This is a genomic window from Mesorhizobium sp. M0898, from assembly GCF_040319695.1.
Classification (GTDB): domain Bacteria; phylum Pseudomonadota; class Alphaproteobacteria; order Rhizobiales; family Rhizobiaceae; genus Mesorhizobium.
In genome coordinates, this window is record NZ_JAMYOE010000045.1 from 1 (window position 1) to 15338 (window position 15338).

Consider the following 15338-nt stretch of genomic DNA (forward strand, 5'->3'; position numbering starts at 1 on the left):
AACACAACGCCCGGCCCAGGGATGCCATGGATAAAGAAACTTGCGTTCCTCGGTCCCGTGGGCGTTCTCTCGTCGTGTTGTACAACACCGCCCGGCCGCATTCCCAAATCGCCTGGCAGACACCGGCCGAGTTCGCCACCACCTTCAATCTGCGACGGTCGCTCGCGCTGCACGATACCAAAGGCTCCGCGCCAGCGCCCGTCGCTTCACCCGCCCAGCAGGGCACAACCCACGCCGGAAACGAACTCAAAACTGGATAGAAACTGGGGGCAACGTCACCGCCGACCACATGACCCAGAAGGAAAGCGCCAAGTTGAGGCGCAGATAGCCTGCAGGCATTCAAAAAGCCATCGAGGAACTTTGAACCGTCGCGGCCGTTTACCGGCTATCGCGTCCGGAAAGTTCCGCCATGAATGTCAGCGACGAAAGGACTGTATCCCTTTGGGCGACAACCGAAGTAGCGCCTGATGCAGTTCCGCTCGAGCGGAGTGAACAGGTCGATGTCGTGGTCGTCGGATCTGGCATTGCCGGACTGTCGGTCGCGTACGAACTGGCCATCGCCGGGCAAAACGTGGCAGTGCTCGATCGCGGCCGGATCGGAAGCGGCATGACGGCCCGCACCACCGCGCATCTGTCATCGATCTGCGACGACTACTTTTCGGAACTGATCAAATTGCGTGGCGAGGAACTGGCGCGGATCTACTACCAAAGCCAGTCGGCCGCTATCGACCGTATCCGATCGATTCAGGAGGCGGAGGGCATGCCGTGTGATTTCCGCCGCCTCCAAGGCTTTCTGTTTCCGGCGTCGGGCAGGAAGGAATCCGTCATCGAGCGCGAACTGAACGCCGCTCTGAAGATCGGAGTCGACGTCGAGAAAATCGTGGGCGTGCCGCTTGCTGGGTTTTCGGACGCGCCCGTCCTTCGTTATTCCAATCAGGCGACATTCCACCCGCTCAAATATCTCCGCGGGCTGGCTGCCGGCATCCGCGCGCGCGGCGGCGCGCTTTATGCGGATACCATCGTCGACAAAGTCGAGGAGACTGACGGCGGCGTGCGCGTAACCACGGTCTCAGGCTTTGCCGTGTCTGCCAAATCGGCCGTTGTCGCCACCAACTCGCCGATCAACGATCGGGTGGCGCTACACACCAAACAGGCGCCGTATCGGACCTACGCGATGGCATTCGAGATCGCGCGCGACATTTTGCCGGATGCACTCTATTGGGACACGCTGGACCCCTATCACTACGTCCGTCTGCAGCCTGGCGAAGGCAAGACCGACTTTCTGATCGTCGGTGGTGAGGATCACAAGACAGGGCAGGCCGACGACGCCGACGACCGCTTCGCTGCCCTGGCGGCCTGGACCAAAGGGTTGGTGGCCGATATCGGCGCGGAAGCCAATCGATGGTCCGGGCAGGTAATGGAGACCGTCGATTACGCCGGGTTCATCGGCCGTAATCCCGGCAACGGGCACGTCTTCGTTGCTACCGGCGATTCCGGTCAGGGCATCACCCATGGGGTTGTGGCCGGCCAATTGATTTCCGACCTGATCCTGAAGGGGGAAAGCCCCTGGCGGGAACTTTACGAACCCTCTCGCAAGACGGCACGCGCGATCGGCGATTACTTGGCGGAGAATGCGACAGCGATCAGGAGTTTTGCCGAGTATGTCGCGCCTGGTGAAATTGATGCCGCCGATAAGCTGCGGCCCGGACAGGGCGCTATCGTCCGCCAGGGGCTTACCAAAGTCGCGGCCTTTCGCGATGAGGACGGCACGCTCTACAAGCGATCGGCCGCATGCACCCATGTCTGTTGCCATGTCCATTGGAACTCGTTGGAACGCTGCTGGGACTGCCCCTGCCACGGCTCGCATTTTGCCGTCGATGGCACGGCTTTGAACGGACCGGCCGTAGCGCCCCTGGCTGAGGTGGAATAGCTATGGCGACACCCGTTGAGGCGAGATGCCGCAATGCCAGCTCAGGCGAAGATGCTGCTTGGTAGCCGCTCGACACTGGCACTCGATGGACCCCATCGCCAGGTAATTCGTAGGTCGATCCCCGAATCTTTCTCGGCTTTGGAATCCGCTGTGCGGCCAATCACTCTGCATTCAATCCACCTTTCCTCCATCGCAAACGTCAGGTGCTTTTGAGCGCTTCGTTCATCCCGTTCGGGTAGAAGCCGCCCTTGCTGACGCCGGCCTTGTCGGTCGAGATAGACTTCCTGGGGCGTCCTCGTGAAGGCGATCGCATCCGGGGTCCATGGAACAATATTGGCTCTGCCCTTGCCAGCCAGACGAAGTGACCGTCCGACCTGGCCTTACACGCGCAGCTTTCAGTTCCGACGGCACCCAAGTCGCAATTATTTCCGGCGAAGAAAGGGTCCGTATCGTTCGCGTTTTCCAGACACCCAACGACCTCATTGACTTCGCCCGGCGCACCTCCCAGAGCTTGACCAAGACCGCTCTGGTCTTGATCAATGCGCCACGCCGTCGGATGGGTGCAGAAGTCTCCAGGTCAAGCCGATGCTGCCATCGAACTCGGATGCAAAATGTTCGGCGGCGACACCTTCCAGGCCGTCATCGACAAGAGCCTCGATGGTTCGTCGCACCAGCGCGAGCTGCATCTCGCGGGCGTGTGCCAGGTCTGTCTCTCTCATGATTTCCGTGACGTGGTAGGCGACAACAGGCTGGCCGAGGCAAGACATGAGCGCGCTCGCTTCTGACGTCACTGCGGTAACTGCGTCTTCGATCTTCATTCTGGCGCTCCTCATCAAACATGATGCGGCGCCTCCCCATGACACGACGGTGTTCCGTCGCTTCTTTTTCAATTTCGAATGTCGTGAGTGAAAGTCTGGTGCGCGAACAGGAGAATTACCCTCTCTTGTTCCAATCTCCTTGAGCAGCCACGCTACCCAAATCAGTATGCTGCAAAATTGAATTAAAGGCGACCGAATAGTTAATCGATGGTTAATGGCTGCGCTCGCATCTCGGGCATTCGGCGCATGAAACATCGGGCAGGTCCGCCTCGCGCCTCATGTCAGCCATTGAAGGCACTGTTGCCACTGCCTGAACGCAGACATTGTTGGCGATCATTTTGGAGGTCGCGGTTGCGCCAGGAGCAGCGGTGAGCCCAGGCAATCTGATTGGGAGCGTGACCTTGCCCCTCTTATCTAATCCGGTTTGAAGTTCGTTCTGGCCCATCGAGAGGACCAGGACATGAAACGTAGCCGCTTCTCTGAAGAGCAGATCATCGGAATTTTGAAGGAACATGAGGCCGGGGTATCGGTTGCCGATCTGTGCCGCAAGCACGGGGTCAGCGACGCCTCGATTTACAACTGGAAGGCCCGCTTCGGCGGGATGGATGTCTCCGAGGCTCGGCGACTGAAGGGTCTGGAGGACGAGAACACGCGGCTGAAGCGGCTTCTGGCCGACGCCATGCTCGACAATGCCGCGTTGAAGGATCTTGTGGGAAAGAAATGGTGACGCCCGCGGCCAAGCGGAAAGCTGTCCCTCGCCTGAAGGAAGGCTTCGGGATGAGCGAACGGCGGGCGTGTAAAGCCATCGGCTGTTGCCGCATGACGGTTCGCTACGAGACCAGCAGGCCGGACGACCGCGAGCTTCGCGAGCGGATGAAGGCGATCGCGCAGGAGCGTCGCCGGTTCGGCTACCGGCGTCTTCTCGTGATGCTGAGGCGGGAGGGCCTAGTGTGAACCGCAAGAAGCTGTTCCGGCTCTATCGGGAGGAGAAGCTCGCCGTTCGCCGCCGACCGGGCATTGGACGGACTGAAGCAGAAAGAAGATAATGAAATGGATAAGATAGAGCGGCATCTTGCTCTTGCTCCTACGATGGACTGGATGAACGTGGCGATCAACATCTTTCGGATACATTCGTGATAGCGGCGCAGCAGCCGCCAAGCTCAGATAACAGGACATCTGTTTAGAAAACCAAACATCAGATTTGATATCCGGCAGTCGACGTGCTATGGCTCCAGAGCAGAAGGAACTTGCGCCATGGCACGCTCGACCGCTCAAAGCGCTTTCCGCTATCCACTCACCATTATGCTCGGCACCGACGCAAGCGTGAGATTGCTCCGGGAATTATCCCGGCACGGCGGCTTGCTTTCTTCACCATTGCTTGCGGCTCGTAGCGGGCTTGCGAGGGCAAGCGTGTGGTCTGCTCTCGCAACCTTGGAGGGGATTGGCATCGTATCTTCAGAGGGAACGGGCAGGGCTCGTCTTATCGGTTGAATGATCGCCATCCACTGGCGACATCACTGGAAGCCCTTTTTGAGCAGGAGGCGCTTAGGTATTCCAACATTCGCGCTGTAGTCACTGAGGCGGTCTCCGCAGTTCGGCCGAACGTACTCGCAGCCTGGATTTACGGCAGCGTGGCGAGGGGCGAGGACCGTCCAGACAGCGATCTCGACATCGCAGTGGTTACGCCATCCGAAAAGCTAGAAAGCGCGCTCCAAGAGATCCGTGAGGCACTGGTGACCCACGGTGAAGAGCTTGGCTTCAATCCCTCGGTGGTGGGACTCACTCCGCAGGATGTGGCGAGGCTGTCGAGCACGGGAGACCCTTGGTGGGGCGGCGTAGAAGCAAATGCCCTGCTCGTCTTGGGTCCACGCCCGGACGAACTCGCAACAAAAACTCGCCAGAAGGCGTTGGCATGACCAGAAGAGGTGCGACGAAAGTAGTCGAGACAGGCTTTGGCGAGGAGCGATTGCGCATCGCCCGCTCATATTTGAAGGCTGCCCGTTTGGAGGTGCAATGTCTGAAACGGGTGACATCGGCAATCCGGCTATGTCGCAGATCGTGAATGCGGCAATAGCATACGCCGATGCGCTCACTGCCCGATTTGCAGGAACGATTAACCGCGCGGATCATGCGGCCGTGGTGAAAACCATGCGCGATGCGCTTGGAAATCGCCTTCCTGCAGCGCAGGCCAGCCGGTTGCGGAGCATTCTCCATGAGAAGGACGAAGCTCAATACGGAATCAGGGCAAAATCACTCCCCGAAGCCGAGAGCTTGCTCGACAAGTTGGAAAAGTTCGCGGAGTGGGCGGAAAAAGACCTGGAAGTCTGATCAGCAATGGAGGCGGCATATCGCTTATGGCGACCTGAATGTTACTTCAGCAGTTTGATCAGCACTGTGAAAGCCGCGTCGATGTCAGCGCGAACCGCGGCGCGGACAGCTTCCGCGTTGCGGTCTCGCAGCGCTGCAAACATCTGCTGATGGTGCTGGTTGGCGGTCGAATAGTTTCCAGAATCGTGCAGCATGTTGAAATAGGGACTGATCTGCAGCCACAGGTTCTCGATGATGTTGAGCATGTTTTCCGAACCCGCGGCTCGATAGATGGAGAAATGAAAGGCGTAGTTGGCCCTGAGGTAGGATTTGACGTCTCCGGCGGCATTGGCCTGTTCGAGTGCGTCCAGATGCTGGCGCAGCAGCGCCACGCTGGGATCGTCCATTCGCTCGGCCGCCCATGCGGCGGCGATCGCCTCGATCTCAAACCTCACGTTCCTGAGATCGATGAGTCGCGCGCGGCTTAATGCCGGTATCCCGATCGAACGGCCCGAAACTACCATCAATGCGTTGGCGGCGCTCAGACGCCGCAGGGCCTCGCGAACCGGCATCGGGCTGACGCCGAAAGCGTCGGCGAGGCTCTGCACCGTCACCATTTCACCTGGAACGATACTGCCGTCGAGGATCAACTCGGTGACGTGCCGGTAAACCCTGTCCTGCAGGGTTTCCCTGGACAGCGGCGTGATCTCGACGCCCGGCTTCCTGAATGCCGCCCCAGCCATCTGTGCCTACCTTTCCCCAAACGGCGACGCTCTTGTCCTACCCGGCGCCTGTCCCCGGAATGCAAGGTTCGGATTGCCGCGTCAAGCGCCGGCGTATCCGGCTTTTACCCATTAGCATTTCATCATTGATCTTTGATCAAATCATGATACGGTCAGCTGCATCGAATGACAAGGAGCACGTTTCGTGCCCTTGGGAGGCATTTGGTCGTCTGAATTGGGAGGAGTTTCGAATGGGTATCGGATCGAAAGCCCGGCGGCTCGCGCTGCTTGCCGGCATGGCTGTTTGCGCCTTTGGGATGTCGGCGGCCGAGGCGGCCGGAAAGCACAAAATATTTCTCAGCATGAGCTTCATCGGCAATGATTGGCAGGCCGAGGCCGCCAACATGGTCAAGGCGATGGCGTCGCACAAGAGCATGGCCGACAAGGTCGACCTCCAGGTTCAGGTGGCCGGGCCGAACGCACAGCGCCAGATCCAGCAGATCAACGCGATGGTGCAGGCAGGTGCCGAAGCCATCGTGATCTTCCCGATCTCGCCGACAGCGCTCAACCAGGTGGTGAAAAACGCCTGCGACAAGGGGGTAAAGGTGTTTGCCTATGATGCCGAGATCACAGAGCCCTGCGCCTACAACGTCCATATCGATCAGGAAGAGGCTGGCCGCGTGACGGCGGAGTGGCTGGTCAAGAAGCTCAATGGCAAGGGCAACATCATCGCAGTGACCGGCGTTCCCGGCACCTCGGTCGACGATCTGCGCACCAAGGCCGCAAAGGAGGTGTTTGCCAAGCATCCCGACATCAAGATCGTGGGCGAGGCTGTCGGTATGTGGAGCCAGGCGGTGGCCCGTACCGAACTTTCCAAGATATTGGCGACGCGCAGCTGGGACGACATAAATGGGCTGTGGATGCAGGTCGGCTGCTTCACCGCCAATTCCATGCAGCTCGAGGCCGGCAAGAAGAGCAGCGAACTGCTGCCTTGCGCCGGCGAGGGCTCCAATGGCGGGCGCATCCAGATGCTGCCGGAGGGCACGGAGGTCGAGGGCGCAGCCTCTCCCTATGCGCCGCTCGGCGCGCCGCGTATCTCCTATGCATCGCCGCCCTATTCCGGCGCGCTTGCCCTTAAGCTTGCAGTCGAGGCACTTGACGGCAAGGAGGTTGCCAAGAAGACGATCCTGCCACTGCCGGTCGTCACCAACGACACGATAAAGCTTTGTAACGAAGGCACCTGGGCAGAGATGAAGGCTGGCTGTAACGCCTTCAAACCGTCGCTGGTCTCCAACCCCGGCTGGTTCGCCTCGATCTTCTCCGACCAGACACCTGAAATCGGTCTCGCGGCCGCCCTTGTCGGCCAGCCCGAGGAGTAAGGCTCTCCGAATGGGGCGTGGGGTGCTTTGGAGGCACTCCCACGCACCCCGTGCAGGCCGGGACTGGGATCATGATGTCAGCGCAATCGACAGCTGTCGGCATAGAGGGCGTCCGCAAGGCGTTTGGTGCGACGGTCGCCCTCGATGGCGTCTCCTTTGAGATCGTTTCGGGCAGCGTGCACGCGCTGCTCGGCGAAAACGGTGCCGGCAAGTCGACGCTCGTCAAGCTGCTGTCGGGACTGGTGCGGCCCGACGAAGGGCAAATCACCGTTCTTGGTGAACCGGCGCCACTCGGTTCGCCGCGCGCCGCGCACGCCAAAGGCGTGCAGACAGCCTTCCAGGAAATGACGCTGGTGCGCGATCTCAGCGTTCTCGACAACATGCTGCTGCCCTACGCGCCTGTCGGCCCGAGCGGCCTGATTAGGCGGGCGAGCGCGCGCAGGGCGGTGCGCCAGCACATTTCAGATCTCGGCTTTTCGGTCGATCTTGATGCCGAGGTCGCGACCCTCGATCTCGCCGTCCGCCAGAAGATCGAAATCGCGCGCGCGCTCTATCGCAAGCCGCGCATCCTCCTGCTCGACGAACCGACCTCGACGCTGTCGGGCGGCGATGTCGAATGGCTGGGCGGCATCATCGCGCGACTTAAGGCCGCCGGCACGACGGTCGTGTTCATCACCCACCGCATGCGAGAGGTGCGGGCCTTCTGCGACACGCTGACCATTCTCAGAAACGGCCGTCACATCGTGACGGCGCCGGTTGCCGACGTCCCGGATGGAGAAGTGATCGAAAAGATCATCGGTCGCAGCATCGCCCAGACCTTTCCGCCGAAACCCGAAAGCGAGGCGGTCTTCGGTCCGCCGGTGCTCGGCGTACGCGATCTCAAGGCCGGCATGAAGCTCGACGGCGTCGGTTTCGACCTGCGCAAGGGCGAGATTCTCGGCATTGCCGGGCTTCAGGGCATGGGCCAGCTCGACCTGTTCCTCGCCTGCTTCGGCATGGCCGAGATCGAGCGCGGCCATATACTGGTCGACGGGCGCGAAGTTTGGCTCGGCTCGCCCGCCGATGCGCTCAAGGCCAACATGGCGATCGGGCTGGTGCCGGAGGACCGCAAGACCGAAGGTCTGTTCCTGAAGCTCTCGGGCCGGCAAAACGTATCGCTGCCGGTCGTCGCGCGTTTTACCCGATTTGGCCTGATCAGCAGGCACGAGGAGGCGCAGGCCGTCCAGTCCGCCTTCTCGGCGGTCGAGGTCGACCACCGCGCCATGTGGACGAGGGCGGGGGCGTTTTCGGGCGGTAACCAGCAGAAGATCGCCATCGCCAAATGGCTGGTCGCCGAGAGCCGCATCCTGCTGCTCTTCGACCCAACCCGCGGCATCGACGTCGGCACCAAGCACGAGCTCTATGTGATGATGCGCGACTATGTGGCGGCCGGCGGCTCGATCCTTCTGCATTCAACCGAAATTCCCGAGCTGGTCCATCAATGCGACCGAGTGCTCGTCCTCTATGACGGTCGCCTGGTGGCGGAGCTTGCCGGCAACCACATCACGGAAGGCGCGATCATGCGACCGGCGCTGGGGCAAGGCGAGTTGGTCCGGGAGGCGGCGGAATGAGCGTGACGAGTTTGCCCGCCGCGGCACCGGCCGCGACATTGACGCGGCTTCTCGCGCGGCACAGCGGCGCGATCATCGCGGCGATCGTCTTTGCGGTGCTCCTGCTTGTCGTCGATCTGGTCAGTGCCGGGCGGCTCACCTATTTCGACATTTCGTTTCTCTCCAGCGGCGGCGCCACCTCGGCACTGGCGGCGATCGGCCAGACGGTGGTCATCCTGTCCGGCGGTTTCGACCTGTCCGCCGGCGCGGTGATCTCGCTGGTCAATGTCGTCCTGGCAAAAGGTATGGATCCGATGGCGACCGGCACCAGTGTCGCGCTGTGGACCTTGGCCGGAATTGGTGTCGGCATGCTGGTCGGCGCCTTTAACGGCTTCTTCATTGCCGTCCTGCGCATGCAGCCTATCGTCGTCACGCTGTCGACCATGTTCATCCTTCAGGGGGTAACGCTGCTGGTCATGGACAAGCCGGGCGGCTTCGTCTCGTCCGATCTTGGCGCCTTCTATCTCGGTGATGCTATCGCCGGCTGGATACCGATGCCGCTGGTGGTCATCGGCGTCGTCCTGCTCGCCTGGTTCTGGCTCAAAGGCACACGTTTCGGGACGGCGCTTTATGCCGTCGGCAGCGATTCGGACGCGGCCGCTTCGGTCGGCGTGCGCGTCGTTCTCGTGCGCTTCCTGGTCTATGTCATAGCCGGCGGCTGCTACGGGCTCGCCGGCGTCTTCATCAGCGCACAGACGGGCAGCGGCGATCCGCTCGTCGGTAACCCGTTGTTGCTGTCGATGTTCGCGGCGGTCGTCGTCGGCGGTACAAGGCTGGGCGGCGGTCAAGGCGGGCCGGTTGGCACCGTCTTCGGCGCCTACATCCTGATGATGGTCGTCAACATCCTGCTCGTACTCAACGTCTCGGCCTATTATTCGACGATCGCCGAGGGCACGATCCTGATCCTTGCCGTGCTTGCCGGCTCGCTGTCGCATGGCTCCGTGCTCGCCCGCCAACTGCGTGCGCTGCGGGCGCGGTTGGCCGCATGGCGCGCCGGAATGCTGCCCTCCCAGATCGATCGCACCGACCGGCGGCTGAGGATCGCGCGTGGCAGCACCGACGATCAGCAGGCGCCGCAGCCGGCCTTCCATATACGCAATGCCGAGACGCTGCGTTATGCGCTGCCGGCCTATGTCTGCCTGGCCGTCGTCGTGATCGTCACCCAGATCTGGCTCGGACGCGCCATCGTCAACGTCACCTACTGGAACTCGCTTTTCGTGCTGTCGAGCTTCCTCGCCGTCCTGGCGCTTGGGCAAGGCAGCGTAATCCTCACCGGCGGGCTCGACCTGTCGGTGCCGTGGACGATCGGTCTCTCGGGCATCCTGCTTGCCGGCATGGTCAACGGCTCGGATGGTGCACTTGCCTATGCGCTGCCGGCGGTGCTGCTCACAGCTTGCCTGATCGGTTTTGCCAACGGCATCGGCATCGTCTTCCTCGGCATTTCGCCGATCGTGATGACGTTGGCCACCAACGGCATTCTGCAAGGCGTCGCGCTGCTTTACTCGCAGGGTACGCCGGCCGGCTTCTCCTCGCCGATGCTGCGCTGGTTCATGACCGGGAAGGTATTCGTTGTGACGCCGGTGGTGCTGTTCATGATCGCCTTCGTCGTGTTTGCTGTGCTGCTGCTTGGCCGCACCCCTTTCGGCCGCCGGGTTTATGGCATCGGCAACAGCCTGCGCGCGGCCCAGCTCTCCGGCATCGCGGTCGGGCGCACGCTCATCCTCGTCTATGTGCTGTCGGCGGTCTGCGCGGGGCTCGTCGGCATCATGCTGACCGGCTTTTCCGGCCAGGCCAGCCTCGGCATGGGTGACGACTATCTGCTGCCCTCGATCGCCGTAGTCGTCGTCGGCGGTGCGCTGATCACCGGCGGGCGCGGCCACTATCTCGGCATGCTGGGGGGCGTGCTGCTTTTGACGGCGTTGCAGATGCTGCTCGCCGGCACGACGCTGCCTTATGCAACGCGGGCGATCCTGTTCGGGCTGGTGGTGCTCGCTGCGGTCATGGCGCTGCGCGAAAGGCGGATTCAATGAAAGGAATGGAATAATGAGCTCCAGCGCACCGGTATCGGCGGACGAATTCCTGACCGGGCTCAAAGGCCAACGCGTGCTGGTCACGGCGGGCGCCGGCGGCATCGGCTTTGCCATTGCCGAGACACTGTCGCGGCTCGGCGCGCGTGTCGTGATCTGCGACATTTCCGACGAGGCGCTGGCCGCCGCTCCAGAGAGGCTCACACTCGCCGGCGCAGTCAAAGCGGACGTTTCGCGCGACGACGATGTCGACCGGCTGTTCGAGACCGTAAAGGAGAAGCTCGGCGGGCTCGACGCCCTGATCAACAATGCCGGCATTGCCGGGCCGACCGGCGGGGTCGATGAGATCGATCCGGCAGACTGGCGGCGCTGCATAGATATCTGCCTGACCGGCCAGTTCCTGTGCGCGCGCCGTGCCGTGCCGCTGATCAAGGCGGCGGGCGGCGGCTCGATCATCTCGATGTCTTCGGCCGCCGGCCGCCATGGCTACGCGTTCCGCACGCCGTACTCGGCTGCCAAGTTCGGCGTTGTCGGCCTGACCCAGAGCCTTGCCAAGGAACTCGGACCGCATGGGATCAGGGTCAACGCCATCTTGCCCGGCATCATAGAGGGACCGCGCATCGACAAGGTCATTGCCGACCGGGCAAAGCAGCTCGGCGTTTCAAACGAGGAGATGACACAACGCTATCTGCAGAACATCTCGCTGCGCCGCATGACCAGCCCATACGATGTCGCGGCGATGGTGGCCTTCCTGCTTTCCGATGCGGGCATCAACATTTCCGGCCAGTCGCTCGGCGTCGACGGCAACGTCGAGACACTCTGAGGGGGAGATCATGGCGAAGGTAGCAATTGTCGGAAGCGGCTTCATCGGGCGAGCGTGGGCGATAAGCTTCGCTCGTGCCGGCCATGATGTGCGCATGTGGGACCAGGCGCCGGCCGCGGCCAGCGGTGCGCGCGACTATATCGCTGGGGTGCTCGGCGACCTTGCCGCCAACGATCTGCTGCGGGGACAGGCGGTCGATACCGTGCTTGGCCGCATCACCATTGTGGAGGAGCTTGGCGAGGCCCTGGCCGATGCCGTCCATGTCCAGGAGAACACGCCGGAAAACCTCGAGGTGAAGCGTGACGTGTTCTCCCGCATCGACGCACTTTCCGGTCCGCAGGCGGTGATCGCCAGTTCCACCTCGGCGCTGTTGCCGTCGAGATTCACCGATCATCTTGAGGGGCGCCATCGCTGCCTCGTCGTGCACCCGATCAATCCGCCCTATCTCATCCCGGCAGCGGAGGTGGTGCCGGCGCCATGGACCTCCGCCGAAACGGTGGAAAGGACCCGCGCGTTTCTTGTCGAGGCGGGCCATGCGCCACTGGTGATGAAGCGCGAGCTCGACGGCTTCATCATGAACCGCTTGCAAGGCGCGCTGTTGGAGGAGGCGTTTCGGCTCGTCGCCGACGGCTATGCCAGCGTCGAGGACGTCGACACTGGCCTGCGCGACGGGCTGGCGCTGCGCTGGTCGTTCATGGGTCCGTTCGAGACGATCGACCTCAATGCACCCGGTGGTGTGCGCGACTATGTCGAGCGCTATCAGGCGATCTATTCCAACATCTTCCCGCAGATGCTGCGCCGCGTCGACTGGGCCGGCGAGGTCATGGAGACGATCGAGGCCGAGCGCCGCAAGCGCCTGCCGCGGGAAGAACTCGGCGAACGGCAGGTCTGGCGCGACCGCCGGCTGATGGCGCTGGCGGCGCACAAGAAAAAGTCGGATCAGGAGTTTGGAGAATGACGCAAACAAGCCGCAAGCCCGGCGCCCAGCAACCCAGCGGCAAGGTCATTATCACCTGCGCGGTGACGGGGGCGATCCACACGCCGACTATGTCGCCTTATCTACCGATCACGCCGGACCAGATCGCGCGCGAGGCGATCGCGGCGGCGGAGGCAGGTGCGGCGATCCTGCATCTGCATGCCCGCGACCCCGAGACCGGCAAGCCCGACCAGACGCCAGAGGCGTTCGCGCGTTTCCTGCCGCGCGTCAAGCAAGGCACCAATGCCGCCATCAACATCACCACCGGCGGCAGTCCTTACATGAAGGTGGAGGAGCGTGTGCGCCCCGCCGCCCAGTTCAAGCCGGAGGTCGCCTCGCTCAACATGGGCTCGATCAATTTCGGGCTCTATCACCTCGCCGACAAATACGAGACGTTCAAGTTCGATTGGGAAAAGCCGCATCTGGAAGCGACGCGTGATCTGGTCTTCCGCAACTCGTTCAAGGACATCGAATACATACTGGCAACCTGCTACGACAATGGGACCCGCTTCGAGTTCGAGTGCTACGACATCGCCCATCTCTATAACCTCTCCCATTTCGCCGATCGCGGGCTGGTGAAGCCGCCGTTCTTCGTGCAGTCGGTGTTCGGCCTGCTCGGCGGCATCGGCACGCACCCGGAAGACGTCGCCCATATGAAGCGCACCGCCGATCGCCTGTTCGGCGACCAGTTCCGCTGGTCGGTGCTGGGTGCGGGCGCCAGCCAGTTGCGCATCGCGGCACAATCGGCAGCGCTTGGCGGCAACATTCGCGTTGGGCTCGAAGACAGTCTTTGGGCCGGTAGGGGCAGGCTTGCCAAGTCGAATGCCGAGCAGGTGGTGCTTGCCCGCAAGATCGTCGAAGGCCTCGGCATGGAAGTGGCAACGCCCGACGAGGCCCGCGAAATCCTGTCATTGAAGGGCGGCGATCAGGTCGCGTTCTGACCGGTTTCTGCAAGGTTCGAACAGAGGAGGACGGCATGAAGATCGAAGTCGTGGTGGACGTGAAGACCACGCTGGGCGAGGGACCGCTGTGGGACGTTGAACAGGAGCGCCTCTACTGGATCGACAGTTTCGACGGGCGTGTGTTTCGGGCAACCGCCGACGGTAGTGAGATCCGTTGCTGGGACGTGCCGATGAAGATCGGTTCGATGGCATTGCGCAAGGACGGCGGCGGCGCTGTGGTATCGCTGCAGCGCGGTTTCCATCTGCTTGATTTCGCCACCGGCGAGGTGACGCCGATTCACGATCCGGAGCCGGACAGGCCGATGAACCGGCTCAATGACGGCAAGGTCGACCGGCGCGGCCGCTTCTTCGCCGGCTCAATGGACACGATGGAAGAGGGACCCTCCGGCGGGCTCTACCGGCTCGATTCGGATTTCTCCGTTACCAGAATAGATTCTGGCATCATCTGCTCGAACGGTCCGTGCTGGAGCCCGGACGACCGCACCTTTTATTTCGCCGACACCTGGACCGGCGAGATCTGGGCCTACGACTACGACATCGCAACCGGTGCCGCCACCAACCGGCGCACTTTCACGCGTGTCGATACCAGCCGGGGAGGGGCGGCTGACGGCTCAACTGTCGATGCGGAAGGATTCCTGTGGAACGCGCTGGTCTATGATGGCAGGCTGGTCCGCTACGCGCCCGACGGCAGCGTTGATCGCATCATCGACATGCCCGTCAAGAAGATCACCAGCGTCATGTTCGGCGGGCCGAGGCTCGACACCCTGTACGTCACTTCGATGGCCAAGCCGCCGCTGCCGCGCTTTCCGGGCGACGGAGTTTTACGCGGCAGCCTTTTTGCCATCACCGGCCTCGGCGTAACGGGAGTTCCCGAGCCAAGATTTGCCGCGTAAATCGGTGCGTAATGGCGATGTCCTTCCTGCCTGCTTGGTGCCACCCCAACGTCCCGCCGCAGGGCAACTGGCGCTGGAAGCTCGTGCCCTGCGGTTCTGATGGAACCCACAATGAGAGGCTTGAGGTGCCTTCGCCTGACGTGCGCGCGAACGTGTCCCTGGAGAAACCATCAACCGAGCGTTGGAAACCTGCTCGCAACAAGAAATCCACCCATTAGCAACTCCAACGCATCGAGTGCCTCTTCGTCCCGCAAATTGGTCAGAGCTACGCTGTCCACCAAGACAACCTTTTCATTGTCTATGTCATAGACTTCCCAAAGTCCGTCCCTGATCCTTCGGATGGCGTGTCGACGCTCCATAAGCGGAACCTAATACTCGAGTCGCGGCGACGTTGATAGAAAATTCGGGCACGAGCCGATCATAATAGTGGAAAACCGCAGGTCGCCCTGACGATGCTCTTGCGATTGAGTCCACGAAAAAGCGCTTCAGAAAACGAAGAGCACCGATGGCGGCAGCACGACAGGCGGTGCGCCGGCTATCACCAGTCCTGTGTTGAGGGCAGGTTGGTTTCCGCTATCAACCGCTTCGTCATCGACCACAAGCTGCAGTCATAGCCCTTCGTCTGGACCGACGATCCCGACAAAATCATCACGGCCGCCGCGCGTGCACCAGGTGCTGGAGTCGATCCATAGCATTGACTATAGCAGTGTGGCGGTCCGCGAATGTCCGCTCTCCCAATAGGCAAGTTCGACCCCAAACAGACGTCCTCGTCAGTCTTTCGCTAGTCGACACGCAGGCCTCGATGGCGACGACGTCCGTGAACGACAGGATTGGAGCTTTCGGTACTGACAT

Annotated in this window: 13 protein-coding genes and 3 pseudogenes; 13 read left to right on the top strand and 3 right to left on the bottom strand. The window is 61.9% G+C overall.

Features of this window, described 5'->3' with window-relative positions; genetic code table 11:
- A pseudogene (locus NKH90_RS29040) lies at positions 1 to 260 on the top strand (IS3 family transposase); the annotation flags it as partial.
- A 149-nt stretch (positions 261 to 409) separates the two neighbouring features.
- Complete coding sequence (locus NKH90_RS29045) at positions 410 to 1930, top strand: FAD-dependent oxidoreductase (RefSeq protein WP_352822490.1); 1521 nt, start codon at positions 410 to 412, stop codon at positions 1928 to 1930.
- 199 nt (positions 1931 to 2129) lie between these two features.
- Here the strand turns inward: NKH90_RS29045 and NKH90_RS29050 are convergent.
- Positions 2130 to 2274 (bottom strand): annotated as a pseudogene (locus NKH90_RS29050) (ferritin-like domain-containing protein); the annotation flags it as partial.
- A gap of 192 nt (positions 2275 to 2466) precedes the next feature.
- The gene (locus NKH90_RS29055) at positions 2467 to 2748 is read right to left on the bottom strand and encodes a hypothetical protein (RefSeq protein WP_352685560.1); all 282 of its coding nucleotides are present in this window, start codon (positions 2746 to 2748) and stop codon (positions 2467 to 2469) included.
- A 460-nt stretch (positions 2749 to 3208) separates the two neighbouring features.
- Between NKH90_RS29055 and NKH90_RS29060 the strand changes: the two are divergent.
- From NKH90_RS29060 to NKH90_RS29075, 4 genes and pseudogenes are all read left to right on the top strand, one after another.
- Positions 3209 to 3788, top strand: a pseudogene (locus NKH90_RS29060) (transposase); the annotation flags it as partial.
- Positions 3789 to 4050: 262 nt separating this feature from the next.
- Entirely contained in the window at positions 4051 to 4239 is a 189-nt protein-coding gene (locus NKH90_RS29065) for a helix-turn-helix domain-containing protein (protein ID WP_352822523.1), read from the top strand.
- Complete coding sequence (locus tag NKH90_RS29070) at positions 4236 to 4664, top strand: nucleotidyltransferase domain-containing protein (RefSeq protein ID WP_051406181.1); 429 nt, start codon at positions 4236 to 4238, stop codon at positions 4662 to 4664. Before NKH90_RS29065 ends, NKH90_RS29070 begins: the two co-directional genes overlap by 4 nt.
- A gap of 97 nt (positions 4665 to 4761) precedes the next feature.
- Positions 4762 to 5076, top strand: coding sequence for a hypothetical protein (locus tag NKH90_RS29075; RefSeq protein WP_352822493.1), 315 nt, complete (start codon positions 4762 to 4764; stop codon positions 5074 to 5076).
- Between the two features lie 41 nt (positions 5077 to 5117).
- Here NKH90_RS29075 and NKH90_RS29080 read toward each other — a convergent pair whose 3' ends face one another.
- Positions 5118 to 5798 carry a GntR family transcriptional regulator gene (locus tag NKH90_RS29080; protein WP_352473177.1) on the bottom strand — a complete coding sequence of 227 codons (681 nt, stop codon included), beginning with the start codon at positions 5796 to 5798 and terminating at the stop codon, positions 5118 to 5120.
- A gap of 230 nt (positions 5799 to 6028) precedes the next feature.
- Here NKH90_RS29080 and NKH90_RS29085 point away from each other — a divergent pair, with 230 nt between their 5' ends.
- The 7 genes from NKH90_RS29085 to NKH90_RS29115 all read left to right on the top strand — a co-directional run bounded on the left by NKH90_RS29085 (position 6029) and on the right by NKH90_RS29115 (position 14486).
- Complete coding sequence (locus tag NKH90_RS29085; RefSeq protein ID WP_352542536.1) at positions 6029 to 7156, top strand: sugar ABC transporter substrate-binding protein; 1128 nt, start codon at positions 6029 to 6031, stop codon at positions 7154 to 7156.
- 71 nt (positions 7157 to 7227) lie between these two features.
- Positions 7228 to 8766 (top strand): sugar ABC transporter ATP-binding protein, encoded by a 1539-nt coding sequence (locus tag NKH90_RS29090; protein WP_352822496.1) that lies wholly within the window; start codon positions 7228 to 7230, stop codon positions 8764 to 8766.
- On the top strand, positions 8763 to 10835 hold the full coding sequence (locus NKH90_RS29095) for an ABC transporter permease (RefSeq protein ID WP_352822498.1): 2073 nt from the start codon (positions 8763 to 8765) through the stop codon (positions 10833 to 10835). The genes NKH90_RS29090 and NKH90_RS29095 overlap by 4 nt, the downstream gene beginning before the upstream one ends.
- Before the next feature lie 13 nt (positions 10836 to 10848).
- The gene (locus NKH90_RS29100) at positions 10849 to 11655 is read left to right on the top strand and encodes an SDR family oxidoreductase (RefSeq protein WP_352473183.1); all 807 of its coding nucleotides are present in this window, start codon (positions 10849 to 10851) and stop codon (positions 11653 to 11655) included.
- Between the two features lie 10 nt (positions 11656 to 11665).
- Positions 11666 to 12613 carry a 3-hydroxyacyl-CoA dehydrogenase gene (locus tag NKH90_RS29105; RefSeq protein ID WP_352822500.1) on the top strand — a complete coding sequence of 316 codons (948 nt, stop codon included), beginning with the start codon at positions 11666 to 11668 and terminating at the stop codon, positions 12611 to 12613.
- Complete coding sequence (gene kce / locus NKH90_RS29110; RefSeq protein WP_352686489.1) at positions 12610 to 13572, top strand: 3,5-dioxohexanoate:acetyl-CoA acetone transferase; 963 nt, start codon at positions 12610 to 12612, stop codon at positions 13570 to 13572. Before NKH90_RS29105 ends, kce begins: the two co-directional genes overlap by 4 nt.
- A gap of 35 nt (positions 13573 to 13607) precedes the next feature.
- A complete protein-coding gene (locus NKH90_RS29115; protein ID WP_352473187.1) occupies positions 13608 to 14486 on the top strand; it encodes an SMP-30/gluconolactonase/LRE family protein in 879 nt (292 codons plus the stop codon).
- The last annotated feature ends 852 nt before the right edge of the window (positions 14487 to 15338 follow it).

What these genes read in the sequence shown, in the direction of transcription:
- NKH90_RS29090 (WP_352822496.1), top strand. Translation starts at nt 7,228, where the DNA reads ATGATGTCAGCGCAATCGACAGCTGTCGGCATAGAGGGCGTCCGCAAG.
- NKH90_RS29055 (WP_352685560.1), bottom strand. Translation starts at nt 2,748, where the DNA reads ATGAAGATCGAAGACGCAGTTACCGCAGTGACGTCAGAAGCGAGCGCG.
- NKH90_RS29115 (WP_352473187.1), top strand. Translation starts at nt 13,608, where the DNA reads ATGAAGATCGAAGTCGTGGTGGACGTGAAGACCACGCTGGGCGAGGGA.
- NKH90_RS29085 (WP_352542536.1), top strand. Translation starts at nt 6,029, where the DNA reads ATGGGTATCGGATCGAAAGCCCGGCGGCTCGCGCTGCTTGCCGGCATG.
- NKH90_RS29065 (WP_352822523.1), top strand. Translation starts at nt 4,051, where the DNA reads ATGCTCGGCACCGACGCAAGCGTGAGATTGCTCCGGGAATTATCCCGG.
- NKH90_RS29100 (WP_352473183.1), top strand. Translation starts at nt 10,849, where the DNA reads ATGAGCTCCAGCGCACCGGTATCGGCGGACGAATTCCTGACCGGGCTC.
- kce (WP_352686489.1), top strand. Translation starts at nt 12,610, where the DNA reads ATGACGCAAACAAGCCGCAAGCCCGGCGCCCAGCAACCCAGCGGCAAG.
- NKH90_RS29105 (WP_352822500.1), top strand. Translation starts at nt 11,666, where the DNA reads ATGGCGAAGGTAGCAATTGTCGGAAGCGGCTTCATCGGGCGAGCGTGG.
- NKH90_RS29080 (WP_352473177.1), bottom strand. Translation starts at nt 5,798, where the DNA reads ATGGCTGGGGCGGCATTCAGGAAGCCGGGCGTCGAGATCACGCCGCTG.
- NKH90_RS29075 (WP_352822493.1), top strand. Translation starts at nt 4,762, where the DNA reads ATGTCTGAAACGGGTGACATCGGCAATCCGGCTATGTCGCAGATCGTG.
- NKH90_RS29095 (WP_352822498.1), top strand. Translation starts at nt 8,763, where the DNA reads ATGAGCGTGACGAGTTTGCCCGCCGCGGCACCGGCCGCGACATTGACG.
- NKH90_RS29045 (WP_352822490.1), top strand. Translation starts at nt 410, where the DNA reads ATGAATGTCAGCGACGAAAGGACTGTATCCCTTTGGGCGACAACCGAA.